At 69.8% G+C, this 23,192-nt stretch carries 25 protein-coding genes and 1 other RNA gene; 12 read left to right on the plus strand and 14 right to left on the minus strand.

Translation table 11 applies throughout. The features are described from left to right. Positions 1 to 3: 3 nt before the first annotated feature. From yidC to rpmH, 3 genes are read right to left on the minus strand one after another with little or no spacing between them, the layout of a single operon-like run. Positions 4 to 1,866 (minus strand): membrane protein insertase YidC, encoded by a 1,863-nt coding sequence (gene yidC, locus M9917_RS05355; RefSeq protein ID WP_297254720.1) that lies wholly within the window; start codon positions 1,864 to 1,866, stop codon positions 4 to 6. Positions 1,867 to 1,913: 47 nt separating this feature from the next. Continuing rightward, a complete protein-coding gene (rnpA, locus tag M9917_RS05360; RefSeq protein WP_297251555.1) occupies positions 1,914 to 2,330 on the minus strand; it encodes a ribonuclease P protein component in 417 nt (138 codons plus the stop codon). 55 nt (positions 2,331 to 2,385) lie between these two features. Then, positions 2,386 to 2,520, minus strand: coding sequence for a 50S ribosomal protein L34 (rpmH, locus tag M9917_RS05365; protein ID WP_038364779.1), 135 nt, complete (start codon positions 2,518 to 2,520; stop codon positions 2,386 to 2,388). A 219-nt stretch (positions 2,521 to 2,739) separates the two neighbouring features. Between rpmH and ffs the strand changes: the two genes are divergently transcribed. The 4 genes from ffs to recR all read left to right on the plus strand — a co-directional run bounded on the left by ffs (position 2,740) and on the right by recR (position 5,870). Beyond that, an RNA gene (ffs, locus tag M9917_RS05370) (signal recognition particle sRNA small type) lies at positions 2,740 to 2,836 on the plus strand. A gap of 78 nt (positions 2,837 to 2,914) precedes the next feature. Continuing rightward, positions 2,915 to 4,762: a DNA polymerase III subunit gamma/tau gene (locus tag M9917_RS05375; RefSeq protein ID WP_297251562.1), complete on the plus strand. Its 1,848-nt coding sequence runs from the start codon at positions 2,915 to 2,917 to the stop codon at positions 4,760 to 4,762. Between the two features lie 19 nt (positions 4,763 to 4,781). Further along, a complete protein-coding gene (locus tag M9917_RS05380) occupies positions 4,782 to 5,102 on the plus strand; it encodes a YbaB/EbfC family nucleoid-associated protein (RefSeq protein ID WP_297251564.1) in 321 nt (106 codons plus the stop codon). 162 nt (positions 5,103 to 5,264) lie between these two features. Next, positions 5,265 to 5,870 carry a recombination mediator RecR gene (gene recR / locus M9917_RS05385; protein WP_297251566.1) on the plus strand — a complete coding sequence of 202 codons (606 nt, stop codon included), beginning with the start codon at positions 5,265 to 5,267 and terminating at the stop codon, positions 5,868 to 5,870. A 1-nt stretch (position 5,871) separates the two neighbouring features. On the opposite strand, the gene M9917_RS05390 is transcribed toward recR, so the two are convergent. After that, entirely contained in the window at positions 5,872 to 6,564 is a 693-nt protein-coding gene (locus tag M9917_RS05390; protein ID WP_297251568.1) for an outer membrane protein, read from the minus strand. Positions 6,565 to 6,746: 182 nt separating this feature from the next. Here M9917_RS05390 and M9917_RS05395 point away from each other — a divergent pair, with 182 nt between their 5' ends. From M9917_RS05395 to M9917_RS05405, 3 genes are all read left to right on the plus strand, one after another. Next, positions 6,747 to 7,796, plus strand: coding sequence for a YihY/virulence factor BrkB family protein (locus M9917_RS05395; protein WP_297251570.1), 1,050 nt, complete (start codon positions 6,747 to 6,749; stop codon positions 7,794 to 7,796). Beyond that, a complete protein-coding gene (locus M9917_RS05400) occupies positions 7,793 to 9,031 on the plus strand; it encodes an NAD(P)/FAD-dependent oxidoreductase (RefSeq protein ID WP_297251572.1) in 1,239 nt (412 codons plus the stop codon). Before M9917_RS05395 ends, M9917_RS05400 begins: the two co-directional genes overlap by 4 nt. Before the next feature lie 120 nt (positions 9,032 to 9,151). Continuing rightward, positions 9,152 to 9,994 carry a VOC family protein gene (locus M9917_RS05405; protein WP_297251574.1) on the plus strand — a complete coding sequence of 281 codons (843 nt, stop codon included), beginning with the start codon at positions 9,152 to 9,154 and terminating at the stop codon, positions 9,992 to 9,994. A 65-nt stretch (positions 9,995 to 10,059) separates the two neighbouring features. Here M9917_RS05405 and cysK read toward each other — a convergent pair whose 3' ends face one another. The 4 genes from cysK to coaBC all read right to left on the minus strand — a co-directional run bounded on the left by cysK (position 10,060) and on the right by coaBC (position 13,304). Next, positions 10,060 to 11,031, minus strand: coding sequence for a cysteine synthase A (gene cysK, locus M9917_RS05410; protein WP_297251577.1), 972 nt, complete (start codon positions 11,029 to 11,031; stop codon positions 10,060 to 10,062). Between the two features lie 82 nt (positions 11,032 to 11,113). Next, positions 11,114 to 11,566 (minus strand): RrF2 family transcriptional regulator, encoded by a 453-nt coding sequence (locus M9917_RS05415; protein ID WP_297251579.1) that lies wholly within the window; start codon positions 11,564 to 11,566, stop codon positions 11,114 to 11,116. Then, positions 11,563 to 12,036 carry a dUTP diphosphatase gene (gene dut, locus M9917_RS05420; protein ID WP_297251581.1) on the minus strand — a complete coding sequence of 158 codons (474 nt, stop codon included), beginning with the start codon at positions 12,034 to 12,036 and terminating at the stop codon, positions 11,563 to 11,565. The genes M9917_RS05415 and dut overlap by 4 nt, the downstream gene beginning before the upstream one ends. A 5-nt stretch (positions 12,037 to 12,041) precedes the next feature. Continuing rightward, positions 12,042 to 13,304, minus strand: a complete 1,263-nt coding sequence (gene coaBC, locus M9917_RS05425) for a bifunctional phosphopantothenoylcysteine decarboxylase/phosphopantothenate--cysteine ligase CoaBC (RefSeq protein ID WP_297251584.1) — start codon at positions 13,302 to 13,304, stop codon at positions 12,042 to 12,044. Between the two features lie 255 nt (positions 13,305 to 13,559). Between coaBC and M9917_RS05430 the strand changes: the two genes are divergently transcribed. Continuing rightward, complete coding sequence (locus tag M9917_RS05430; RefSeq protein WP_297251586.1) at positions 13,560 to 14,507, plus strand: lysylphosphatidylglycerol synthase domain-containing protein; 948 nt, start codon at positions 13,560 to 13,562, stop codon at positions 14,505 to 14,507. 6 nt (positions 14,508 to 14,513) lie between these two features. Here M9917_RS05430 and M9917_RS05435 read toward each other — a convergent pair whose 3' ends face one another. Then, positions 14,514 to 15,242 (minus strand): hypothetical protein, encoded by a 729-nt coding sequence (locus tag M9917_RS05435; protein ID WP_297251588.1) that lies wholly within the window; start codon positions 15,240 to 15,242, stop codon positions 14,514 to 14,516. Positions 15,243 to 15,399: 157 nt separating this feature from the next. On the opposite strand from M9917_RS05435, the gene M9917_RS05440 reads away from it, so the two are divergent. After that, positions 15,400 to 16,662 carry a multidrug effflux MFS transporter gene (locus M9917_RS05440; RefSeq protein ID WP_367273907.1) on the plus strand — a complete coding sequence of 421 codons (1,263 nt, stop codon included), beginning with the start codon at positions 15,400 to 15,402 and terminating at the stop codon, positions 16,660 to 16,662. A gap of 39 nt (positions 16,663 to 16,701) precedes the next feature. Here the strand turns inward: M9917_RS05440 and M9917_RS05445 are convergent, their stop codons facing one another. Beyond that, on the minus strand, positions 16,702 to 16,911 hold the full coding sequence (locus tag M9917_RS05445; protein WP_297251590.1) for a cold-shock protein: 210 nt from the start codon (positions 16,909 to 16,911) through the stop codon (positions 16,702 to 16,704). Positions 16,912 to 17,127: 216 nt separating this feature from the next. Between M9917_RS05445 and M9917_RS05450 the strand changes: the two genes are divergently transcribed. Next, entirely contained in the window at positions 17,128 to 17,814 is a 687-nt protein-coding gene (locus M9917_RS05450; protein ID WP_297254724.1) for a fumarylacetoacetate hydrolase family protein, read from the plus strand. Positions 17,815 to 17,826: 12 nt separating this feature from the next. Here the strand turns inward: M9917_RS05450 and M9917_RS05455 are convergent, their stop codons facing one another. Together M9917_RS05455 and M9917_RS05460 are read right to left on the minus strand one after the other, a co-directional pair. Further along, on the minus strand, positions 17,827 to 18,306 hold the full coding sequence (locus M9917_RS05455; RefSeq protein ID WP_297251592.1) for a copper chaperone PCu(A)C: 480 nt from the start codon (positions 18,304 to 18,306) through the stop codon (positions 17,827 to 17,829). A gap of 80 nt (positions 18,307 to 18,386) precedes the next feature. Then, positions 18,387 to 18,764, minus strand: coding sequence for a hypothetical protein (locus M9917_RS05460; protein WP_297251594.1), 378 nt, complete (start codon positions 18,762 to 18,764; stop codon positions 18,387 to 18,389). A gap of 407 nt (positions 18,765 to 19,171) precedes the next feature. On the opposite strand from M9917_RS05460, the gene M9917_RS05465 reads away from it, so the two are divergent. Both M9917_RS05465 and M9917_RS05470 read left to right on the plus strand, forming a co-directional pair. Then, positions 19,172 to 19,420: a hypothetical protein gene (locus tag M9917_RS05465; protein ID WP_297251596.1), complete on the plus strand. Its 249-nt coding sequence runs from the start codon at positions 19,172 to 19,174 to the stop codon at positions 19,418 to 19,420. Positions 19,421 to 19,510: 90 nt separating this feature from the next. Next, on the plus strand, positions 19,511 to 19,702 hold the full coding sequence (locus tag M9917_RS05470) for a CsbD family protein (RefSeq protein ID WP_297251598.1): 192 nt from the start codon (positions 19,511 to 19,513) through the stop codon (positions 19,700 to 19,702). 60 nt (positions 19,703 to 19,762) lie between these two features. On the opposite strand, the gene dnaJ is transcribed toward M9917_RS05470, so the two are convergent. Both dnaJ and dnaK read right to left on the minus strand, forming a co-directional pair. After that, positions 19,763 to 20,893 carry a molecular chaperone DnaJ gene (gene dnaJ / locus M9917_RS05475; protein WP_297251600.1) on the minus strand — a complete coding sequence of 377 codons (1,131 nt, stop codon included), beginning with the start codon at positions 20,891 to 20,893 and terminating at the stop codon, positions 19,763 to 19,765. 84 nt (positions 20,894 to 20,977) lie between these two features. Continuing rightward, positions 20,978 to 22,888: a molecular chaperone DnaK gene (gene dnaK, locus M9917_RS05480; RefSeq protein WP_297251602.1), complete on the minus strand. Its 1,911-nt coding sequence runs from the start codon at positions 22,886 to 22,888 to the stop codon at positions 20,978 to 20,980. Positions 22,889 to 23,192: the final 304 nt, after the last annotated feature.

The following is a 23,192-nucleotide window of genomic DNA, read 5'->3' on the forward strand; positions in this document are numbered from 1 at the left end:
GCCTCACTTCTTGTTGCCGTTGGCGGGCTTGGGCGCTGCGGCGGCGGGCGCCGGCTTCTTGCGGAACATGCCCCTGAGGTTGTCGAACAGCTCGATCTTCACCCCGTTCTTGCGCATGATGTAGCCCTGCTGGATCACCGAGAGCAGGTTGTTCCAGCTCCAGTAGATCACCAGGCCGGCCGGGAACGAGCCGAGCAGGAAGGTGAAGAACACCGGCATCCAGGTGAACATCATCTTCTGCACCGGGTCCGGCGGCTCCGGGTTCATCTTCATCTGGATGAACATCGTCACGCCCATGATGATCGGCCAGATGCCGAGATGCAGCATGGCCGGCGGGGTGAAGGGCAGGAGCCCGAACAGGTTGAACAGGTTGGTCGGGTCCGGCGCCGCGAGATCGTGGATCCAGCCGAAGAACGGCGCGTGCCGCATCTCGATGGTGATGAACAGGATCTTGTAGAGCGCGAAGAACACCGGGATCTGCAGCAGCACCGGCCAGCAGCCGGCGACCGGATTGATCTTCTGCGCCTTGTAGAGCTCCATCAGCGCCTGCTGCTGCTTCATCTTGTCGTCGGCGTAGCGCTCGCGGATCGCGGTCATTTCCGGCTGCATCGCCTTCATCTTCGCCATCGAGGCGTAGGATTTGTTGGCGAGCGGGAAGAACAGGCCCTTGAGCAGCACCGTGACGATCAGGATCGCGACGCCGAAATTGCCGATGTGCTTGTAGATCCAGTCGAGCACGAAGAAGAGCGGCTTGGTGATGAAATAGAACCAGCCCCAGTCGATCAGCAGGTCGAAGCGCTCGATCTGCTGGCTCTTCTCATAGCCGTTGATCGCCGCGACTTCCTTGGCGCCGGCGAAGAGGCGGGCATTGGCGGTCGTCGTCGCGCCCGGCGCGACCGCGACGCCCTCGCCCAGGAAATCGGCCTGGTAGGTGTGGCCGGAGCCGGTCTGGACCGCGGAATAGCGGCCGTCATATTTGCGCTGCTGGTCGGGGACGACGGCGGCGGCCCAGTATTTGTCGGTGATGCCGACGAAGCCGCCGACAGCGTCCTTCCAGGCCTTGCCGGTGGTGCCCGGCGAGAGCAGCGGCTCCTTCTCGAGCTTGTCGTAGGTGTATTCCTGCAGGCCCTGCTCGCCGAGATAGCCGACCAGGCCCTCGTGCAGCACGTAGTAGCCCAGCGTATGCGGCCGGCCCTGGCGGACGATCTGGCCGTAGGGGAACAGCGTCACGGCGGCGGCGCCCTTGTTCTCAACCGAGTCGCGGATCGTGAACATGGCGTTCTCGTCGACGCTGACGACGCGCGTGAAGACGAGACCCTGGCCGTTGTCCCAGCTCAGGGTGACGGGCTTGCCCGGGCTCAAAACCTCGCCGTCGGCGCGCCAGACCGTGGTCGCATTGGGCAGGGCGACCGCGGTGCCCGGCGCCGCGACCCAGCCGAAATCGGAATAATAGGCGTCGGGGCCGCCGGGCGGCGAGAACAGGACGATGTTCGGGCTCTTCGGATCGACGGTCTCGTGATAGGCCTTGAGCGAGACGTCGTCGATGCGCGCGCCGGTCAGCGCCAGCGAGCCGGCGATCCTGGGCGTGTCGATCCTGACGCGGGGACTTAGCGCCAGCGCCTGCTCGCGGGAGCCGACGGCCTGCGCGGCAGCCGTGCCGGGCGCGGCGGAGCCGGCGGGCTGGCCGGGCGTGGCGGGCGCCGGGGCGGAGCCGGCGGGCGCCTGCTGGCTCTGTGCCTGCTGGTTCTGCTGCGCGATCTGCTTCTGCTTTTCCATCTGCGGCATGCCGTAGAAGAACTGCCAGCCGAGCAGCACGACCACGGACATGACGATCGCGAGAAGCAGATTGCGGTTGTCTTCTTTCATCATGGTCGGAAACGGATCTCGCTTGGTCCGGCAGTGGCGCGGCGGGGTCAGGCTTGCGACGGCGCGCCGCGCTTGGGATGCGGGCGGCGCCGATCAGCATGCGGCTTGTGAGGCTTTGCCCGGTCGATGGCAATCGAAAGATCGGCGACGAGGGCGCGAAAATCGGCGACGAGCACCTCGGCACGGGCGACGATCACGATGTCGCAGGGGCACTGCGCCCGGTCGGCCAGCGCCTGAGCCGCAGCGGCGCGCAGGCGCCGGCGGATGCGGTTGCGCTTCACGGCGTTGCCGGTCTTGCGCGAGGCGGTGAGGCCGAGCCTCAAGCGCGCGGGCTCGCCGCCTTCACGCGTCTCGCCGGGCGCGGCGTCGCGCACCTGCGCCATGAAGACGGGCGAACGAAAACGGCGGCCGTGCTCGGCCGCCGCCAGGAAGTCTCTGCGTTGCGTCAGACGGGCGAGGCGCATGGCGATGGGCCAGTCTTCCGGAACCGGCGCGCCGTCGTCACGCGCGGGGAGCTCGTCAGGCCGACAGGCGCTTGCGGCCATGCGCGCGGCGGGCGGCGATGACCTTGCGGCCACCCTTCGTCGCCATGCGGGCGCGATAGCCGTGGCGGCGCTTGCGAACCAGCTTGCTGGGTTGATAGGTTCTCTTCACGGTCCGTCTCCGGGGCCTTCATCGGCATGGCAGCCGCGGCTTCCCTTCAGGAAAGCATGGCCAGCCGCGCCTGTCGTGCGATAGGGGTCGGCGCGGCCTTGTCAGCTGCGCAGGTCGCGGGCTTATGACGGATGGGCGCGGCCAAGTCAATGCCGAACTGACGGCGGCGGCCTGCGATCCCGGCTTGCGATTCCCGCCGACATCCCCGATATAGCGGGCGGGAGGTTGGCGAGGGACGTCTCACTCGCCAACCGGGTCAGGTCCGGAAGGAAGCAGCCCTAACGAGACCGAACGGGTCTTCGTCCAGCCTCCCACCTCTCGCGCCTTTTTAGAAAAGCGCCGAACCGGCGCGGCGCCATTGACCCTCGCCCTGCGATTGGCGAAACCAGTTTCCATGACCGATCCGAACGACGCCGCTTCAGCCGACGAACCGGGATTCGCCGGCTTCGATCCGGCGCCCGCGCCGCAGGCGGCGGCGCCGGCGCCCTATCGCGTGCTCGCCCGCAAATACCGGCCGGCGCATTTCGGCGACCTGATCGGCCAGGACGCCATGGTGCGCACCCTGAGCAACGCCTTCGCGGCGGGCCGCATCCCGCAGGCCTGGATGCTGACCGGCGTGCGCGGCGTCGGCAAGACCACCACCGCCCGCATCCTGGCGCGTGCCCTGAACTACCAGACCGCCGATGGCGGCGGCGGCCCGACCACCGATCTCAGCGCATTCGGCGTGCATTGCCGCGAGATCATCGAGGGCCGCCATATCGACGTGATGGAGATCGACGCCGCCTCCAACAACAGCGTCGACAACATCCGCCAGATCAACGACGCGGTGCGCTATGCCCCCGTCTCGGCGCGCTACAAGGTCTATATCGTCGACGAGGTGCACATGCTCTCGACCGGCGCCTTCAACGCCTTCCTGAAGACGCTGGAGGAGCCGCCGCCGCATGCGAAGTTCATCTTCGCGACGACGGAGATCCGCAAGGTGCCGATCACGGTGCTCTCGCGCTGCCAGCGCTTCGACCTGCGCCGCGTCGAGGCCGACCTCCTGGTCGAGCACCTTGCCGGCATCTGCCGGGCCGAGAGCGTCGATGCCGAGCGTGAGGCGCTCGCCGCGATCGCGCGCGCCGCCGAGGGCTCGGTGCGCGATTCGCTTTCGATCCTCGACCAGGCGATCGCCCATGCGGCGGGCAGGATCACGCTCGACGACATCCGCGCCATGCTCGGCCTCGCCGACCGGGCCCGCGTCATCGACCTGTTCGAAGCGGTGATGAAGGGCGACATCGCCGCCGCGCTTAGCGAATTGCGGGCGCAGTACGATGCCGGCGCCGACCCGGTCGTGGTGCTGAACGACCTCGCCGAATTCACCCATCTGGTGACGCGACTCAAGCTCGTGCCCGAGGCGGTGAAGGACAATGGCCTCGCCCAGGCCGAGCGGGTGCGCGGCGGCGATTTCGCCCAGCGGCTGTCGGTGCGCGTCCTCGCCCGCAGCTGGCAGATGCTGCTGAAGGGCATCGGCGAGGTGAAGCAGGCGGACCGGCCGGTGATGGCGGCCGAGATGGTGCTGGTGCGCCTCGCCCATGCCGCCGACCTGCCGACGCCGGACGAGGCGCTGAAGCTCTTGCGCGACGGCAACGGCCATGGCGGCGGCAATAGCGGCGGCGGCATGCCCCGCCCGCCCTCCGGCGGCGGCAACACCGCGCTCGCGGCGCGCCCGATCCTCGCCAGCGCCAATCCCGCGCCAGCCCCGGTCGTCCGGGCCGCGGCCGCGCCGATGGCGATCGTTGCCTCGCTGGAGGATGTCGTCGCGCTCGCCTCGCAGCATCGCGACCTGCCCCTCAAGCTCGCGCTGGAGCGCGATATCCGGCCCGTGCGCTTCGAGCCCGGCCGTGTCGAGTTCTCGCTCGCCGCCGGCGCCTCGCGCACCCTGGCGCAGGATCTGTCGCGCCGCCTCAAGGAATGGACCGGCCAGACCTGGATGGTCGCCGTGGTCAACGAGGAGGGCGGCGCCACCATCCGCGAGCAGGCGGCCGCCGCGAAGGACCGGCGCGAGAGCGATGCCGCCGCCCACCCGTCCGTCAAGGCGGTGCTGGAGCGGTTTCCGGGCGCGCGCATCGTCGATGTCCGCGATCCCCGCGCCGTCGAGGCGGCTGAGAGCGACGCCGCGCCGCCCTCGGACGACTACCTGCCCGATGCCGAGCCGCTGTTCGACGATGCCGAGCCGGATTTCGACGGCGTCGATTTCTGATTCTCGAGGAGGATTTCCCATGCGCGACATGATGGGCCTGATGAAGCAGGCTCAGGCGATGCAGCAGAAGATGGCCGACATGCAGGCCGAGCTCGATTCGATTACGGTCGAGGGCGCGGCCGGCGGCGGCATGGTCACGGTGACGATGACGGCCAAGGGCGCGCTCAAGGGCGTCAGGATCGATCCGAGCCTGATGGTGCCGGACGAGCGCGAGATCCTCGAGGACCTGATCGTCGCCGCCGCCAGCGATGCGCGCAGCCGCGGCGAGCGCGTCATGCAGGAGCGCATGGCCGAGATCACCAAGGGCCTGCCGATTCCGCCGGGCATGAAGCTGTTCTGAGCGTGCCGCAAACAACCCTCCGTCATTCCGGGGCGGCCGCAGGCCGAACCCGGAACCCACGACCGGGCGAGCCCTTTCAACGCATGTCACGCTGGCGGTACAGCCCGGTCGTGGGTTCCGGGTTCTTCGCTGCGCGAAGCCCCGGAATGACAGGGTAGCGCCATGTCCCGCACCATTGCCGGCCCCGAGATCGAAAGGCTGATCCAGCTCCTGGCCCGCCTGCCGGGGCTCGGGCCGCGCTCGGCCCGGCGCGCGGCGCTGCACCTCGTCAAGAAGCGCGAGCAGCTGCTCGGCCCGCTCGCCGAGGCGATGGCGCTGGCGCGCGAGCGCATCGTCGTCTGCACGGCCTGCGGCAATATCGACACCAGCGACCCCTGCGGCCTGTGCACCGATCCGCGCCGCGACGACGGGCTGATCGTCGTCGTCGCCGACATCGCCGATCTCTGGGCGCTGGAGCGCTCGGGGGCTGTCTCAGGCCGCTATCACGTGCTCGGCGGCGTGCTCTCGGCGCTCGACGGCGTCAGGCCCGAGCACCTGACGCTCGACCAGCTGGTGGCGCGCGCCTCCGAGCCTGCGGTGAAGGAGGTCATCCTCGCGCTCAACGCCACGGTCGACGGCCAGACCACGGCGCATTTCGTCACCGATCTCCTGGCGCATCTGCCGGTCAAGGTGACGAAGCTCGCCCATGGCGTGCCGGTCGGCGGCGAGCTCGATTATCTCGACGACGGGACGCTGGCCGCCGCCATCCGCCAGCGCACGGGGTTTTGAGTCAGAACTTGTAGGCGATGCTGGCGCGGGCCGAGTGGCTCGTCAGCTCCTGCGCGCCGGTCAGGCCCGGAAAGGCGCCGGAGCTCGTGAAGCGGTTGCGGCCGAAATCGGCATAGCGGTATTCGGCGCCGAGGATCAGATGGTCGGTGAGGGCGAAATTGACGCCGGCGCCGATGGTCCAGCCGGTGCGGGCGCTGGTCAGCCGCTCGCTGAGGCCGCCGGGCGCGAAGACCCGCCGCTCATATTCGGTGAAGGCGAGGCCGCCGGTGCCGTAGACCATCAGCCGGTCGAAGGCGAGGCCGAGCCGCGCCCGCGCCGAGCCCTGCCAGTCCCGGCCGACGCGGGCGGAAAGGCCGAGCCCATCGAAGCGGCCACGGCTGTCGAGCGCTTCGACATCGCCTTCGATTCCCAGCACGATGCCGCCGAGCTGGTAGTCGAAACCGGCATGGGCGCCGCCGAAGGCGCCGTCCGCGTCGGCACGGAAGCCGAGGGCTGCGAAAGCGCCGCCGATCCGCACCCGGTCGCTGCCCCAGCCATAGCCGCCCTGGAGGCCGGCATGGAAGCCGGTCCAGGAATAGAGCGCCGGCAGTTCCGGGGCCGGCGGCAGCGCGATCCCGCGCGGGTCGGCGGCGATCGCCGCTCCCGACAGCAGGATGGCCAGGCCCGTCAGGCCGGTTCTGGTGAGCTTCGTCATCGGCTTTCCGCTGGATCTGGGCAGCGCCGGCCGCTTCAAGCCGCGCCCCGCCATAACGAAGCATTAAGGTTAACAATCGGCTAAACCGCCCTTTGGCCGCTCGCCCGCCGGAACGATTGCGAAACTGGCCGGTTGCCCGCAAGCTCGCCGGGGGCGAATGGCTGCGGAGAAGCGGGTCCGACATGGCTTTCCTGAAACGGATCACGGGCGCCGCCGGGATCGGGGTCGCGTTCGGCTATCTCTCGGGGCTGGTGACCGAGAGGCTCGGCCGGCGCCGGAGGGAGGCGGTGCGCGGGCGGCTCGCGAAGACGCCGCTGCAGATGACCTGGCTCGGCTGGAAGGACGTGCTCCTGCGCTTCGGCGGCAACGTCGCCGAAAACCGCCTGTCCTCGCTCGCCGGTGCGGTCGCCTTCTTCACCCTGCTCTCGCTCGTGCCGGCGCTGTCGCTGCTCGTCACGATCTACCGCTACTTCACCGACCCGGCGACCATCGCAGGCCAGCTCGACACGGTGACGACGATGCTGCCGCAGGCCGCGCGCGAGCTGATCCACGAGCAGGCGATGCGGCTTTCGGCGCAATCCGGCGTCGCTCTGTCGCTGACCTTCTATGTCAGCCTCGCCGTCGCGGCCTGGTCGGCCAACGCGGCGGTGAAGGCCCTCTTCGACGCGCTGAACATCATCTATCGCGAGGCCGAGAAGCGCAGCTTCCTCAAGCTCAACGCGATCTCGCTCGTCACCACGCTGAGCGGCGTCGTCCTGCTCGTCGTCGCGCTCACCATCATCGCCAGTCTGCCGGTGGTGACGGCGCTGTTTCCCTTCCATATCGAGCTCGAGCGGCTGATCCGCCTGATCCGCTGGCCGGCCTTCTTCGTCGTGGCGACGTTCTCGATCGCGGTGCTCTACTGGATCGGCCCGAGCCGCGAGCCGATGCGCTTCGTCTGGGTGATGCCGGGCGCCGTCGCGGCGGCGCTTTTGTGGGGTGCGGCATCCTATCTGTTCTCCTGGTATGTCAGCACGCTCGGCAACTACACGGCGGCCTATGGCTCGCTCTCGACCGTGGTGGTGTTCATGACCTGGCTGTGGCTGTCGGCGACGATCGTGCTGGCCGGGGCCGAGCTCAATGCCGAGCTGGAGCACCAGACGGCGCACGACACCACGACCGGGCGGCCCTTGCCGCTGGGCAGCCGCGGCGCCGCCATGGCCGACCGGGTCGGCCCGGCGAGGGCGGAATGACGCTCGATCCCGAAAGCACGCGCCAGGACGAGCTGCGCACCGGCAAGGGGCCCTGGCGCACGGTCCTGCAACGTCCGGCCGGCCGGCCGCTCGAAGCCGATACGCGCTGCGACGTCGCGGTCGTCGGCGGCGGCATCACCGGCGCGCTCGTCGCCGAGCACCTGACGGCGATGGGCCGCGACGTGGTGCTGATCGACCGGGAGCGCGAGGGTTTCGGCAGCACGGCGGCATCGACCGCGATGCTGCAATGGGAGATCGACCTGAGGCTCGCCGAGCTCGCGGCGCTCTACGGCTTTCCCGCCGCCGCGGAGGTCTACCGGCTGAGCTTCAAGGCCGTCGAGGGCCTGCGTGGCCTGGTCGGCACGCTCGCGCTGCCCTGCGGCTTCTCGGCCCGCCAGAGCGTCTATCTCGCGGCGGGCGCGGACGGCCCGCGCGCGCTGCGCGACGAGGCCGCCTTGCGCGAGCGGGCCGGGCTGCCCGGCAGCTTCGTCGCGCATGCGGCCCTCCTCACCGCCTTCGGCTTCGACCGGGCGGGAGCCATCGTCTCGCCGGGCTCGGCCGAGGCCGATCCGCTCAGCCTCTGCCACGGGCTGCTCGCGCTTTGCGCCCGGCGCGGCGCGCGGCTCGTCCGCGACGAGGCGGTGGCTTTCGACGGCGCCGGCCGCTCGGCCGCCGTCACCCTCGCCAGCGGGCGGGTCGTCGAGGCCGGGCGGATCGTGCTCGCGACCGGCTATGTCATGCCCGATTGCGTCCGCAGCGATCTGCACCGCGTCGCCTCGAGCTGGGCGATCGCGACGGTGCCGCAGCCGCCGCAGGCGCTCTGGCCCGGCCCGGCGCTGGTCTGGGAGGCCTCGGAGGATTACTGCTACTGCCGCACGACCACCGATGGCCGCATCGTCTTCGGCGGCGAGGACGAGGATTTCGACGACCCCGACCGGCGCGAGGCGCTCGGCCCGGCGAAGACCGAGGCCCTGCGAGACCGGCTCCACGCCCTGATCCCGCAGGCCGGCCTCGCGATCGACCACGCCTGGTCGGGCGCCTTCGGCCAGACGCAGGACGGGCTGCCGCTGATCGGGCGCGTGCCGGGCGACCCGCGCCTGCTCGCGGCTTACGGCTATGGCGGCAACGGCATCACCTTCAGCTTCCTCGCCTCACGGCTGATCGGCGCGCTGGTCGAGGGGCGCGAGGAGGGCTGGTTCCGGCATTTCGCCATCGACCGGCCGCTCCCCGGCTGAGGGCCGCGCATCATTGCAAGCGTGCAACCGCGCCCTTGCCGGCGGGGTGGGCGACAAGGCGGCCAGCGGTCACCATCTTGCCGGGACCAGCCGAAACGGCCGCCGGCGAAAGGATCTCCCATGCCCGCCCCTCTCGAAGCCCATGACGCGCCCGTCTTCATCGGCGCGGTGACGCTCAGGGTGCACGACCTGCCGGCGCTGACCGCCTGGTACCGCGACGCGATCGGCCTGCGGGTGCTGCACCAGGATGCCGGAAGCGCCGATCTCGGCGTCGGCGGGCGCGTGCTCGTCCGGCTGGAAGCGGGCGCAGGCCAGCCGACATCGACCGCCGGCCTGTTCCACCTAGCGATCCTGCTGCCCTCGCGGCACGATCTCGCCAACTGGCTGAGGCATGCCGCTCAGATGCGCCTGCCGCTCGACGGCGCCTCCGACCATCTCGTCAGCGAGGCGCTCTATCTCACCGATCCCGAGGGCAACGGCATCGAGATCTACCGCGACCGCAAGCGTGCCGAATGGCCGCTCCGGCCCGATGGCGGCATCGCCATGGCGACGGAGCGGCTCGATCTCGACGCGCTCATCGGCGAAGCCGATGCCGGACCTTATGCCGGCATGCCGGCGGGAACCGGCATGGGCCATGTCCATCTGCGCGTCGGTGACACGGCGGCGGCGGAAGCCTTCTATCGCGACCTCATCGGCTTCGAGCTGATGGTGCGCTATCCCGGCGCGAGCTTCCTCGCGACCGGCGGCTATCACCACCATATCGCCGGCAATATCTGGGGCAGCCGCGGCGCCGGCCCGCGCCGGCCGGGCGAGGCGGGGCTCGACCGTTTCGAGCTGATCGCGCCCGATGCGGCGGATTTCGCCGGCGTTCGTGAGCGCATCCTGGCGGCGGGCGGCGACGAGGCCGGCGGCGTGCCGGCGATCGCCGATCCCTGGGGCAACCGGCTGGTGCTGGTGCGTTAGGCACGACGACCGTCATTCCGGGGCGCGCCGCAGGCACGAACCCGGAATGACAAGGGTGGTTCCGCTCAAAGCCCCTCGAACAGGGCGCTGGAGATGTAGCGCTCGGCGAAGGAGGGGATGACCACCACGATGGTCTTGCCGGCGTTCTCGGGCCTGGCGCCGAGTTCGAGCGCCGCCGCGACCGCCGCGCCCGAGGAGATGCCGGCGGGAATGCCCTCGGCTTTGGCGAGCGCACGCGCCGTCTCGAACGCCGTCTGGTTGCCGACGGTGACGACCTCGTCGATGACGCCGCGATCGAGCACGCCCGGCACGAAGCCGGCGCCGAGGCCCTGGATCTTGTGCGGGCCGGCCTGGCCGCCGGAGAGGACGGGCGAATCCTCCGGCTCGACCGCGACCATCCTGAGGCCCGGCTTGCGCGGCTTCAGCACCTGGCCGACGCCGGTGATGGTGCCGCCGGTGCCGACGCCGGAGACGACGATGTCGACCCCGCCGGCCGTGTCGTTCCAGATCTCCTCGGCCGTGGTCCTGCGGTGGATCTCGGCGTTGTTCGGGTTCTCGAACTGCTGCGGGATGATCGCGCCCGGAATCTCGTTCCGGAGCTCCTCGGCCTTGGCGATGGCGCCGCGCATGCCGCCCGGCCCCGGCGTCAGCACGAGTTCGGCGCCGAGCAAAAGGAGCATCTTGCGCCGCTCCAGCGACATCGTCTCCGGCATGACCAGAATCAGGCGATAGCCGCGCGCCGCCGCCACGAAGGCGAGCGCGATGCCGGTGTTGCCCGAGGTCGGCTCGATCAGCGTGCCGCCGGGCTTCAGCGCTCCGGAAGCCTCCAGCGCATCGATCATGCTCACCCCGATGCGGTCCTTCACGCTCGCGATCGGGTTGAAGAACTCGAGCTTGGCCAGGATCGTCGCCTTGACGCCGCGCTCGGCCGGCAGGCGGTTGAGCCTGACCAGCGGCGTATCGCCGATCGTGTCGGTGATCGAATCGTAGACGCGTCCGCGCCCGGGCGCCTTCGTCGGTTTTTGTGCTTCGGCCACGGCCTTACTCCTCAGCGGGACTGTTCGCCGCGAGGCTAGATCAATTCACAGAATTTGTCGAGTAAAGAAATAAATCACATTTTTATATGGTGAAATCTGCCTTCGTGCCCGGCTCGCCGAACACCGCCCTCTTCTGGGCGCGCCGGCACAATTCCTCGACCGTGATCGTGTCCAGCGCCGCCAGGAAGGCGGCCGAGGCCTGCTCCACCTCGGGGCCCACGACCTCGTCCACCAGCCGCGATCGCGGTGCCGGCCCGAGCCCGTCCTCGATCGCCTCCTGCATCGCGGCGCGCGCGATGTCGCCGGCGGTGATCCGGCGCCGCTCGCGGGCGAGCTCGTAGCCGCCGCGCGGCCCGCGCACGCCCTTCAGGATGCCGACGCGCACCAGCGTCTGGAGCAGGGTTTCGAGATGGCGCGGCGGCAAGGCGTGGCGCGCGGCCAGGAGCTTCGCCGCGACCGGCTGGGGCCTGGCATGCAGCGCGATGTCGACCACGGCGGCGATGGCGAGCAGGCTGCGGCGCGAGAGCAGCATCATGGCCCGTTCCCCTTGCGCCCGCTGTCGCCCGTCCCGGTCGAGCCGAAGCCGCCGGCGCCGCGCGCTGTGGGCGTCAGCGTCGCGGCCTCGGCCAGCAGGACCTGGGTCACCGGCGCGATCACCAGCTGCGCGATGCGGTCTCCGCGCGTGATCGCGAAGGGCTCGCGGCCATGGTTGATAAGCGGCACCCTGACCTCGCCGCGATAATCGCTGTCGACCGTGCCCGGCGCGTTCAGCACGGTGACGCCGTGCCTGACGGCGAGCCCCGAGCGCGGCCGCACCTGCCCCTCGAAGCCTTCGGGCAATTCGATCGCGAGGCCGGTGGGGACGAGCGCCCGCTCGCCCGGCGCCAGCACGACGGTCGCGTCGACGGCGGCGCGCAGGTCGAGCCCGGCGGCCCCTGCCGTCTCATAGGCCGGCAGGGGCAGGTCCGCGCCATGCGCGAGCCGCTGCAGCAGGACCGTGACCATATCGCTCAATCCGCCGGCCGGGCCGGCGCCAGCCCCGCGACATGGGCGATCAGCCGCGCCGCGACCTCGTCCTTCGGCAGGGTCGGCCAGGTCTCGACGCCTGCGCTCGTCACCAGATGCACGGTGTTGGCGTCGCCGCCCATCACGCCGGTGCCGCCGACATCGTTGGCGACGATCAGGTCGCAGCCCTTGCGGGCGAGCTTGGCGCGGGCATGGTCGATGACGTCGCGCGTCTCGGCGGCGAAGCCGACGACGAGCGGCGGGCGTCCGCTCTTCATCCGCGCGACGCTGGCGAGGATGTCGGGGTTCTCGACCAGCGCGAGCGGGGGCAGCGCCTTGCCGTCCTTCTTCAGCTTGTCGGGCGCGGCGTCCGCCACGCGCCAGTCGGCGACGGCTGCGGCGAAGATCGCGATCTCGGCCGGCAGCGCCCTCTCGACCGCGGCGAGCATCTCGCGCGCCGATTCGACATGGACCGTCTCGACGCCGGCCGGATCGGGCAGGCCGACCGGCCCGCTGATGAGCGTCACCCGCGCCCCGGCCGCCGCCGCCGCTGCCGCGATGGCATGGCCCTGCTTGCCGGAGGAGCGGTTGGCGATGTAGCGCACCGGGTCGATCGGCTCATGCGTCGGGCCGGAGGTGATCAGCACATGCCGCCCGGCGAGCGCGCCGGTCGCAGGCAGCCTGCCGACGAAGCCGATGGCGCGCTGGGCGGCCGGCGCCTCGCCGGCGAGCGCGAGCTCGATCGCGGCCAGGATCTCGGGCGGCTCGGCCATGCGGCCGGGCCCGCTCTCGCCGCGCTCGGCCATGGCGCCGGTATTGGGACCGACGACGAGGATGCCGTCCTTTTCGAGCTGCGCCATGTTGCGCCGCGTCGCCGGATGCTGCCACATGCGCGGATTCATCGCCGGCGCGATCAGCACGCGCTTGTCGGTGGCGAGAAGCGCGGTCGAGGCGAGGTCGTCGGCCAAGCCGTTCGCCATCTTGGCGATCAGGTCGGCGGTGGCGGGCGCGACCACGATCAGGTCGGTCGAGCGCGAGAGCTGGATATGGCCGATATCGGCCTCGTCGGTCAGCGAGAACAGATCGCCGAAGCAGCGTTCGCCGGCGAGCGACGAGACCGAGAGCGGGGTGACGAACTCAGCGCCCGCCCTGGTCAGGATGCAGCGCGCGGCGATGCCGCGATCCTTCAGCCGGCGGATCAGCTCGAGCACCTTGTAGGCGGCGATGCCGCCGCCGATGATCAGCAGGACGGAGCGGGAAGCGGACAAGGCGGCTCCTCGTGCGGTAGCGGACGTCGAACGGTCCTAAAGCATCGGGCGGGAAAGGGGAATCCACTTTTCGCGCCCGGCAGGGCCCGAGACCCCGGCTCGCGTCATGGGGCTCATTCACTGCCGCGGCTTGTGCATTGCCGCCGAGGCGCTATCTGTCGGGCGGATAAGACCTCGCCTGCCACCGCGCCGCCGCGACCCACGCGCGGCGCGCAACCCCGAGAGCGCATGTCGTTCGGCCCGCACGAGCCAGGAATGCCCCTGCGCAGACGCAGCCGCTGGTGGTGGCTCGGCCCGCTGGCGAGCACCGCCATCTTCGGCACCTCGCTCGTCGTGCTCTGGCACATCGTCAGCGGGATGGAGCCGGGCCAGCTCGCCGGCGCCTTCGCCAATGCGAGCCTGCGCCAGCTCGGGCTCGCCGCGGCCTTCACCGGGCTGAGCTATCTGCTGCTCACCGGCTACGACGCGCTGGCGCTGCGCCGGCTCGGCCTGTCGATCCCCTACCGCACCACGGCGCTCGCCTCCTTCACCAGCTATTCGGTCTCGTTCACGCTCGGCTTCCCGATCGTGACCGCCGGCACGGTGCGCTACTGGATCTATTCGCCGAAGGGGGTGCGGGCCTCCGAGGTCGCCAGCCTCACCGTGATTGCGGGCCTCACCTTCTGGCTCGGGCTCGGCGTGATCCTCTGCGCCAGCCTGATCTACGCCGCCGACGCCGTCGCGATGCTGGCGCGGACCTCGCCCCTCGTCGTCCAGGTCGCGGGCGGCCTCGTGGGCCTCGGCATCCTCGGCTATCTCGTCTGGATCGGCACGGACGAGCGGACGCTCAGGGTGCGCGGCTGGAACCTGCGCCTGCCGGGGCTTGCCACCACGCTCGGCCAGATGACGCTCGGCGCCTGCGAGGTCTGCGCGGCGGCCGCCGTGCTCTTCGTGCTTCTGCCCGGCGGCTACGGCCTCGAATATCCGACCTTCCTCGCCGCCTATATCTTCGCCTGCCTGATCGGCATCGCGAGCCACGCGCCCGGAGGGCTCGGCGTCTTCGAGGCGACGATGCTGGTCGCGCTCAACCGCTTTCCCTACGAGCAGGTGCTCGGCGCCCTGCTGATTTTCCGGGTGGTCTACTACATCCTGCCCTTCATCCTGGCGCTCGTCCTCCTGGCGCTGAACGAGATGATCCGCCGCATCCGCCACCGCGAGCCGTAGACCCGTCTATTTCAGGGCGACGATGATCAGCAGGAAGGCGAGCATCACCAGAAGCAGCCGGAAGCTGCCATTGATCCCGCGCAGCTCGTCGGCACCGCTTTCCGGCCAGTCCTCCTCGGCGACAGGCGCGCTCTCCGATGCGGGGGCGGGAGCGGGCGCCGCCCCGGCGGCCGGCGGCGGGGGCTGCCATGCGATCGTCTCGATGAAGCCGCGGGCGGGCAGGACGGTGCTGCCGTCGGCGTCGAGGCCCAGATACCAGTCGAGCGGCTCGCCCTCCCGGCGCCCGCGATCCTCGGCGCGGATCCACAGGCTCGTCGTGGCGGTCAGCGAAAGCTCCCGCGCCAGGCCCGACAGCAGATCGGCTGCCAGCACCTCGAAGACCGCCGGCGGCAGGAAGGCTTCGGCGAAGGGCTGTTCCGCATCGCCCTCGCCGCGATAGCCGAGCATCAGCAGCAGGCGCGGCGGCCCCTCCGCCGGCGCCAGGGGGCGCAGCGTCAGGCCGATCCGGCCCGCCTCGCCCGCGATCCCGGCCCGGCGCAGGGCGCCGTCCGTCACGGTCGCCTCGGCCAGGACGCGGCGGGCGTCCTCGAGCCTGCCGTCGCGGCTCTCGAAGCCGCCGACGAAGCGCAAGCCCGCGGCCGACAGCCCGAAGCGCCGGGTCGCATCCTGCACGTAACGGGTCGACATCCCCTCGTCGCCGGCGGACCGGCTGCGCGCCACGTCTGATTCGTCCATGTCCCGTTCCTGTTCGCGGCGACGATAACAGCCTCGGTGGCGCCCGCCACCCGCAAACGCGCCCGACGCATGGCACATGGCCGGCCAGGCCGGTTGCCGCTGGCGACGGGGGCGTCTAATGCTGCGGCCCGAATTCCGCCCGCGGCAGCCGCCGGGCTTGGCCGCAACCACCACGATCACCATGAACGACATGACCGCCACCGCCCGGCCGCGCCACGGCATGGGCTTCTATCCCTTCGTCACCCTGGCCGCCGCCCTGATGGGGACGAATGCGCTGGCGATCGATTCGATGCTGCCGGCCCTGCCCCAGATGGGCGAGGCGCTCGGCATCGCCGAGGCCAACCAGCGGCAATGGATCATCACCGCCTATCTGCTCGGCTTCGGCGTCGCGCAGATCGTCTACGGCACGCTCTCGGACCGCTACGGCCGGCGCCCGGTCCTGCTGGCGGGCCTTGCGATCTACGTCGTCGCCAGCATCGCCGCGGCCTTCGCCGGCTCCTTCGAGGCGATGATGGCGGCGCGCGTGCTGCAGGGCATCGGCGCGGCCGCGACCCGCGTGCTCGTCGTCTCGATCGTGCGCGACTGCTATGCCGGGCGCGAGATGGCGCGGGTGATGTCGCTGGCGATGATCGTCTTCCTGGCCGTGCCGATCCTGGCGCCCTCGATCGGGCAGGCGATCCTGTGGGTCGCGCCCTGGCGCTGGATCTTCGGCCTGCTCACCGTCTTCGGCGCCTTCCTGATGGTATGGGTCTTCATCAGGCTGCCGGAGACCCAGCACCCGCAGGACCGCAAGCCGATCGATCCGGCGAGCGTGCTCGGCGCCTTCCGCACGGCGCTGACCAGCCGCATCGGCGTCGGCTACATGCTGGCGATGGCCTTCATGCTCGGCGGGCTGTTCGGCTTCATCAACTCGGCGCAGCAGGTCTTCGTCGACGTCTTCCATACGCCGGAGCTGTTCACCACCATCTTCGCGCTGATCGCGCTGTTCATGGTGGCGGCCTCGCTGCTGAACTCGCGCATCGTCGGCCGGCTCGGCATGCGCCGGGTCTCGCACGGCGCGCTGATCGGCTATATCGGGTTCACCAGCGTTCATGCGCTCGTGGCGCTCACCGGCCACGAGACGCTGTGGATCTTCGCGATCCTGCAAGGCGCGGCGATGTTCTGCTTCGGGCTGATCGGCCCGAATTTCGGCGCGATGGCGATGGAACCGCTCGGCCATGTCGCCGGCACGGCCTCCTCCGTGCAGGGCTTCGTCACCACCGTCGTCGGCGCGCTGCTCGGCTTCTTCATCGGCCAGCATTTCGACGGGAGCGTCGTGCCGCTGACGATGGGTTTCGCGCTCTGCGGCATCGCGGCCCTCGCCACCGTGCTCATCGTGGAGAGAGGCCGGCTGTTCCATCCGGCGCCGGGCCGGGGCTGAGGAGGGCGCTCGCCCGCCCTCCCGCAAGCGCGACGGCGCTCAACTCGTCTGCAGGTTCACCGCCGAGTTCTTGCCGGTCTTGCGGTCCGGCTCGAGATCGTAGCTGATCTTCTGGCCCTCGTTCAGGCTGCGCAAACCGGCGCGCGTCACCGCGCTGATATGGACGAAGACGTCATTGCCGCCGCCATCCGGGGTGATGAAGCCATAGCCCTTGGTCTCGTTGAACCACTTCACGGTTCCCGTACTCACATGCCGTTCCTTCTCTGGCTCGCCGGTTATGTCCGGCCCGGCACTGTAGGGAGCAAAGCGCCCTGCTTGCAACGACGCGCCGCACAACCTTTGCCGCGCCTGCGAAATAAAGCGCGCGATGCCTGCCGCTGAGCCCTGCCGGCGACACGATCCGCTTGCGGTTCGCCCGCCACTCGCTCATGAACGGGGCGAGCCCATGAGCGAGGAATGAGCAGGATGAGTAATTTCGTGATCGAAGCGCCGGCCGTGACGGCCGTTCCGGTCGCAGGCGGCGGCTCCTTCCCGGTCAGGCGCGTCTTCTGCGTCGGGCGCAACTATGCCGAGCACGCCCGCGAGATGGGCCATGATCCCGACCGCGAGGAGCCGTTCTTCTTCACCAAGCCGGCCGATGCGCTGGTGATCAACGGCGCCGACATGCCCTATCCGGCGAAGACCCGGGACCTCCATCACGAGATGGAGCTCGTCGTCGCGATCGGCACCGGCGGCCGGGACATCCCCGAAGCGCAGGCGCTCGCCCATGTCTACGGCTATGCCGCCGGGCTCGACATGACACGGCGCGACCTGCAGGCCGCGGCCAAGAAGGCCGGGCGGCCCTGGGACATGGCCAAGGGCTTCGACCTCTCCGGGCCGATCGGCGAGATCGTGCCGGCTAGCCGGGCCGGCCATCCCGCCGCCGGCAAGATCGAGCTTTCCGTCAACGGCGCGGTGCGCCAGAGCTCCGACCTTTCCAGGCAGATCTGGAACGTCGCCGAGACGATCGCCTATCTCTCCGGCCTCGTCGCGCTGAAGCCGGGCGACCTGATCTTCACCGGCACGCCCGAAGGCGTCGGCGCCGTGAACAAGGGCGACGTGCTGGAGGGCGCGATCGCCGGCGTCGGCAGCGTGCGTACCCGCATCGCCTGATGGGTGCGGGGCTCAATGCCCCGCGTGCTCGCCGCCGTCCTTGGCCCCGATCGCGCCGACCTTGAACTCGACCTCGACGCTGCCGGCCTTCTCGAAGGTCAGCGTGCCCTTCACCATCTCGCCCTGCTTCAGCGGCTCCCTCAGCTCCATGAACATGATGTGGTAGCCGCCGGGCTTGAACACGACCTTGGCGCCCGCCGGCAGCGCGACGCCCTGCTCCAGCGGCCGCATCGTCATGATGCCGTCCTTCACCGCCATCTCGTGGATCTCGGTACGGGCGGCGAAGGGCGCCGAGACCGAGACGAGCCGGTCGTCCGCAGTTCCGGTGTTCTCGATCACGAGATAGCCGCCACCGACCTTGGCGCCGGCAGGCGTGGCGCGCGCCCAGGGATGGACGATCGTGAGCGCGCCGAGCTTGGAGCCGTGGGCGCAGGCGAGGGTGGCCGACAGCGCCAGCGCCACGGCGGCGGCGAGCGAATGGGAAAGCTTCATGGCAGACTCGTGAGAAAGGGCCCTCGCCCCATGGCGGAGCGGACAGGCCGGATGACGATGCGGATGGACGGGCGAAAGCTTCAGCCCGCCGGCGGCGCGCGCGATTGCGCAAGCCCGGTCGCGAAACGATGCGGCAGCCCCGCGGCCGGCGGCCGGCTCGAGGGCAGGTATACGGCAAGCCGCGCCGGTTCGGGCGTTGCCTCGGCCGGCGGGCCGGCGAGGACGGGGTTGAGCGGGCAGCCCTTGCAGTGGAGGACGTCGCCTGCGGGCGCCGGCGGGTCCTCGCCCGGGACCGGCGCACCCGAGCAGAGCACCGCGCCGTCATGGCCGCCGAGCGTCGCCAGGGCCGGAGCCGGCGCGAGCGCGAGCGTCAGGACGCCTAGCGCATAGAGCGTCGCCGCCCAGGCCCCGAGCCCGGAGCGGCGAAGACGATCGAGAAGGGTGGCGGGAGCCGGCATGGTCGCAGATGGCGCCGCTTTCGCCGCTTCGTCAAGCCACCCCTCGCCGCGGCTTTGCCGCGGCGCAAAGAACAGCCGGAGGCGATTTCGCTCCATCCTGTCGTTTCTTTAAAAGAACAGTTTGGTTGACAGAAAGGACGATCCCCCTCAGATTGGCTTTCGTTCCCGGAACGCTCGGGGAGCCGCGGAGATTTGAGCGAGCAGCTTGCGCCGCGTCATCAAACGCTAAAGCGCCACGACTAGGTCGTGGGCTCCGGATCGAGGAGACCGCTATGACCGTTCCGCATTCCCGCCGAAGCCGAACCCGCTTCCGCACCCTCTGCCGTTGTCGACGCTGAGTTGGGCCGCAAGGCCGTTTCCATCCAACCGTTTCGACGAACGCCGCCCGGGCGGCGAAAGGCAGAACCATGTCTGAGCTTCATTCCGTTTCCGGCCGGGCCCGCCCGGCGCAGCAAGCCTATGTCATCGAGCTCGGCGAGGCCCAGATCGGGCTGGTGAACCGGCGCGCCGACGAGCGCGACTTCACCTTCGTCTCCGCCTGCGCCGCCTTTCGCTCCCTGGACGGGCGGCGTTTCGCCACGCCCATCGCCGCGGAAGCCGCCGCGCGCCGGCTCGCCGGCCGGCCCCGGCGCCGCTCCGCGCGGCTGGATTCGTGAGGCGGGCCTCGCGGGCGGAACCTTTCCGCACCGCGCCGGTTTTCCGTCCGGCGAACGGCTGGGGGGCCGAACCTTCAGGAGCCGAAGACGATGGGCAGCACCACCGACAAGATCAAGGGCATGGCCAACGAGGCCGCCGGCAACGTCAAACAGGCCGCCGGCAAGGCGCTCGGCAAGCCGGGGCTCGAAGCCGAGGGCAAGGCCCAGGAGCTGAAGGGCGAAGCCCAGCAGGCGCTGGGCAAGGGCAAGGACGCGGTCAAGAAGGCCGTCGACAAGGTCTGACACCGGCCAAGCAGCCAAGACGGGAAAGGACCGCGCAGGCGGCCCTTTTCCAGGCGAGGCTCAGGCCGTGCCGCCGAGCCCGCCGAGGAAATCCTTGACCCGGCCGAAGAAGCCCGCCGTCTCGGGATGGTTGCTGTTCGAGCTCTCGCGCTCGAACTCCTCGAGCAGCTCGCGCTGGCGCGCCGTCAGCTTCTGCGGGGTCTCGACCACGACCTGGATGTAGAGATCGCCGACCTCGCGCGAGCGCAGCACGCTCATGCCCTTGCCCTTGAGGCGGAACTGCTTGCCGGTCTGGGTGCCTTCCGGGATCTTCACCCGCGCCTGCTCGCCCGACAGCGTCGGCACCTCGATCTCGCCGCCCAAAGCCGCCGAGACCAGGCCGATCGGCACGCGGCAGAACAGGTCGGCGCCGTCGCGCTGGAAGATCGCATGCGGCTTGATCGACAGGAAGATGTAGAGATCGCCCGCCGGCCCGCCGCGCAGGCCGGCCTCGCCCTCGCCGGCGAGCCTGATGCGCGTGCCGTCCTCGACGCCGGCGGGGATCGCGACCGAGAGCGTGCGCTCGCGGGTGACGCGGCCGGCGCCCTGGCAGTTCTTGCAAGGGTCGTCGATCACCTCGCCGCGGCCGGAGCAGGTCGGGCAGGTGCGCTCGACCGAGAAGAAGCCCTGATTGGCGCGCACGCGGCCGTGCCCCCCGCAGGTCGGGCAGGGCCGCGACTTCGAGCCGGGCTTGGCGCCCGTGCCCGAGCACGATTCGCAGGAGACCGAGGTCGGCACCCGGATCGAGGCGTTCTTGCCGGTGAAGGCTTCCTCCAGCCCGACCTCGAGGTTGTAGCGCAGATCGGCACCGCGCTCGCGGGTATTGGCGCCGCGCGGGCCGCCGCGGCGGGCATCGCCGAAAAAGGAATCGAAGATGTCCGACATGAAGTCGGAGAAATCGGCGTTGCCGCCGGCGCCGCCGCCGTTCTCGAAGGCCTGGTGGCCGAAGCGGTCATAGGCCGCGCGCTTCTGCCCGTCCGAGAGGATCTGATAGGCTTCGTTGATTTCCTTGAACTTGATCTCGGCTTCCTTGTCGCCGGGATTCTTGTCCGGATGGTGCTGCATCGCGAGCCTGCGGAAGGAGCTCTTGAGCTCGACCTCCGTGACGGTCCGGCTGACGCCCAGAATCTCGTAGTAATCGCGTTTCGACATCGACCGAACAGCCCCTGCGCCTTCCCATGCGCATCATGGCCGGGCAAGCCCGGCCATGACATGCCGATGAAAGGCGAGCGCGGATTAAGCGCTCTTCTTCTTGTCGTCCGAGACGTCCTTGAAGTCGGCGTCGATGACGTCGTCCTTCGCGGCCTCCTCGGGCTCAGCGCCCTCGGCACCGGCCTCGGCCTGACTTGCCGCATACATCGCCTCGCCGAGCTTCATCGAAGCCTGCATCAGCTCGTTGGTGCGTGCCTGGATGGCCTCGGCGTCCTCAGCCCCAAGCGCGGTCTTCAGCGCCTCGACGGCGGCCTCGATCGCCGATTTGTCGGCGGCGGCAACCTTGTCGCCATAGTCCTTCAGAGACTTCTCGGTCGAGTGCACGAGGCTCTCGCCCTGGTTCCTGGCCTCGACCAGCTCGCGGCGCTTCTTGTCCTCGGCGGCGTTGGCCTCGGCATCCTTCACCATCTTCTGGATATCGGCCTCGCTGAGGCCGCCCGAAGCCTGGATCTTGATCTGCTGCTCCTTGTTGGTGGCCTTGTCCTTCGCCGTCACCGAGACGATGCCGTTGGCGTCGATGTCGAAGGTCACCTCGATCTGCGGCATGCCGCGCGGGGCCGGCGGAATGCCCATCAGGTCGAACTGGCCGAGCAGCTTGTTGTCGGCCGCCATCTCGCGCTCGCCCTGGAAGACCCGGATCGTCACCGCGTTCTGGTTGTCCTCGGCGGTGGAGAAGACCTGGCTCTTCTTGGTCGGGATCGTGGTGTTGCGGTCGATCAGGCGCGTGAACACGCCGCCCAGCGTCTCGATGCCGAGCGAGAGCGGGGTCACGTCCAGCAGCAGCACGTCCTTGACGTCGCCCTGGAGGACGCCGGCCTGGATCGCGGCGCCGATGGCGACGACCTCGTCGGGGTTGACGCCCTTGTGCGGCTCCTTGCCGAAGAACTGCTTCACCACCTCCTGCACCTTGGGCATGCGGGTCATGCCGCCGACGAGGACGACCTCGTCGATCTGGCCGGCCGACAGGCCCGCATCCTTGAGCGCCTTCTTGCAGGGCTCGATGGTGCGCTGGATCAGATCGTCGACCAGGCTCTCGAACTTGGCGCGCGAGAGCTTGATGGCGAGGTGCTTCGGGCCCGAGGCATCCGCCGTGATGTAGGGCAGGTTGATCTCGGTCTGGGCCGCGCTCGACAGTTCGATCTTGGCTTTCTCGGCCGCCTCCTTCAGGCGCTGGAGCGCGAGCTTGTCCTTCTTCAGGTCGATGCCCTGCTCGCGCTTGAACTCGTCCGCCAGGTACTCGACCAGGCGCATGTCGAAGTCCTCGCCGCCGAGGAAGGTGTCGCCATTGGTAGACTTCACCTCGAAGACGCCGTCGCCGATCTCGAGGATCGAGACGTCGAAGGTGCCGCCGCCGAGGTCGTAGACCGCGATGGTGCCGGCCTGCTTCTTGTCGAGGCCATAGGCGAGGGCCGCCGCCGTCGGCTCGTTGATGATGCGCAGCACCTCGAGACCGGCGATCTTACCGGCGTCCTTGGTGGCCTGGCGCTGGGCGTCGTTGAAATAGGCGGGAACCGTGATGACGGCCTGGGTGACGGGCTGGCCGAGATAGGACTCCGCCGTCTCCTTCATCTTGGTGAGCGTGAAGGCCGAGATCTGCGAGGGTGAATAATCCTTGCCGTCGGCGGAAACCCAGGCGTCGCCGTTGGCCGCCTTGGTGATCTTGTAGGGAACGAGCGACAGGTCCTTCTGCGTCATCGGGTCGTCGAAGGTGCGGCCGATGAGGCGCTTGATGGCGAAGAAGGTGCGCTCCGGATTGGTGACGGCCTGACGCTTCGCCGGCTGGCCGACCAGACGCTCGCCGTCATCCGTGATGGCGACGATGGAGGGCGTGGTGCGCGCGCCTTCCGAGTTCTCGATGACCTTCGGCGTGGTGCCTTCCATCACTGCGACGCAGCTATTGGTCGTGCCGAGGTCGATGCCGATGACTTTACCCATGGATGGGATCCCTTTCGATTGAGCAGATCGCCGGCCTGCGGCGCCTTCGCCCCGCCTGCCGGCCCATGGACCGGCCCGCCCCCGCTCCAGCGGCGAACGAACCGGCATTCCACGTCGGGCGGCATGTGAAACCGCCCCTTGGCCGGGTATATAGTGAGGGTGTTCCCGCCCTTGCAAGACAGGCGCGCCGATTAGAGTCGCGGAATCGCCGCAAAGGCGGGCGCGCTGCGTTTTCCGCCCGGGTGTGGCCTTCCCGTCCTTGCGCGACCCGGCTCATCCCGCCATGCAGAAAGGCCGTCCCGGT

Source organism: Bosea sp. (in: a-proteobacteria), assembly GCF_023953965.1.
Classification (GTDB): domain Bacteria; phylum Pseudomonadota; class Alphaproteobacteria; order Rhizobiales; family Beijerinckiaceae; genus Allobosea.

What these genes read in the sequence shown, in the direction of transcription:
- M9917_RS05390 (WP_297251568.1), bottom strand. Translation starts at nt 6,564, where the DNA reads ATGACGAAGCTCACCAGAACCGGCCTGACGGGCCTGGCCATCCTGCTG.
- M9917_RS05405 (WP_297251574.1), top strand. Translation starts at nt 9,152, where the DNA reads ATGCCCGCCCCTCTCGAAGCCCATGACGCGCCCGTCTTCATCGGCGCG.
- dnaJ (WP_297251600.1), bottom strand. Translation starts at nt 20,893, where the DNA reads ATGTCGAAACGCGATTACTACGAGATTCTGGGCGTCAGCCGGACCGTC.
- M9917_RS05400 (WP_297251572.1), top strand. Translation starts at nt 7,793, where the DNA reads ATGACGCTCGATCCCGAAAGCACGCGCCAGGACGAGCTGCGCACCGGC.
- M9917_RS05470 (WP_297251598.1), top strand. Translation starts at nt 19,511, where the DNA reads ATGGGCAGCACCACCGACAAGATCAAGGGCATGGCCAACGAGGCCGCC.
- M9917_RS05435 (WP_297251588.1), bottom strand. Translation starts at nt 15,242, where the DNA reads ATGGACGAATCAGACGTGGCGCGCAGCCGGTCCGCCGGCGACGAGGGG.
- yidC (WP_297254720.1), bottom strand. Translation starts at nt 1,866, where the DNA reads ATGAAAGAAGACAACCGCAATCTGCTTCTCGCGATCGTCATGTCCGTG.
- M9917_RS05395 (WP_297251570.1), top strand. Translation starts at nt 6,747, where the DNA reads ATGGCTTTCCTGAAACGGATCACGGGCGCCGCCGGGATCGGGGTCGCG.
- M9917_RS05380 (WP_297251564.1), top strand. Translation starts at nt 4,782, where the DNA reads ATGCGCGACATGATGGGCCTGATGAAGCAGGCTCAGGCGATGCAGCAG.
- rnpA (WP_297251555.1), bottom strand. Translation starts at nt 2,330, where the DNA reads ATGCGCCTCGCCCGTCTGACGCAACGCAGAGACTTCCTGGCGGCGGCC.
- M9917_RS05430 (WP_297251586.1), top strand. Translation starts at nt 13,560, where the DNA reads ATGCCCCTGCGCAGACGCAGCCGCTGGTGGTGGCTCGGCCCGCTGGCG.
- M9917_RS05465 (WP_297251596.1), top strand. Translation starts at nt 19,172, where the DNA reads ATGTCTGAGCTTCATTCCGTTTCCGGCCGGGCCCGCCCGGCGCAGCAA.
- dut (WP_297251581.1), bottom strand. Translation starts at nt 12,036, where the DNA reads ATGGTCACGGTCCTGCTGCAGCGGCTCGCGCATGGCGCGGACCTGCCC.
- M9917_RS05460 (WP_297251594.1), bottom strand. Translation starts at nt 18,764, where the DNA reads ATGCCGGCTCCCGCCACCCTTCTCGATCGTCTTCGCCGCTCCGGGCTC.
- dnaK (WP_297251602.1), bottom strand. Translation starts at nt 22,888, where the DNA reads ATGGGTAAAGTCATCGGCATCGACCTCGGCACGACCAATAGCTGCGTC.
- M9917_RS05375 (WP_297251562.1), top strand. Translation starts at nt 2,915, where the DNA reads ATGACCGATCCGAACGACGCCGCTTCAGCCGACGAACCGGGATTCGCC.
- M9917_RS05455 (WP_297251592.1), bottom strand. Translation starts at nt 18,306, where the DNA reads ATGAAGCTTTCCCATTCGCTCGCCGCCGCCGTGGCGCTGGCGCTGTCG.
- M9917_RS05415 (WP_297251579.1), bottom strand. Translation starts at nt 11,566, where the DNA reads ATGATGCTGCTCTCGCGCCGCAGCCTGCTCGCCATCGCCGCCGTGGTC.
- recR (WP_297251566.1), top strand. Translation starts at nt 5,265, where the DNA reads ATGTCCCGCACCATTGCCGGCCCCGAGATCGAAAGGCTGATCCAGCTC.
- M9917_RS05450 (WP_297254724.1), top strand. Translation starts at nt 17,128, where the DNA reads ATGAGTAATTTCGTGATCGAAGCGCCGGCCGTGACGGCCGTTCCGGTC.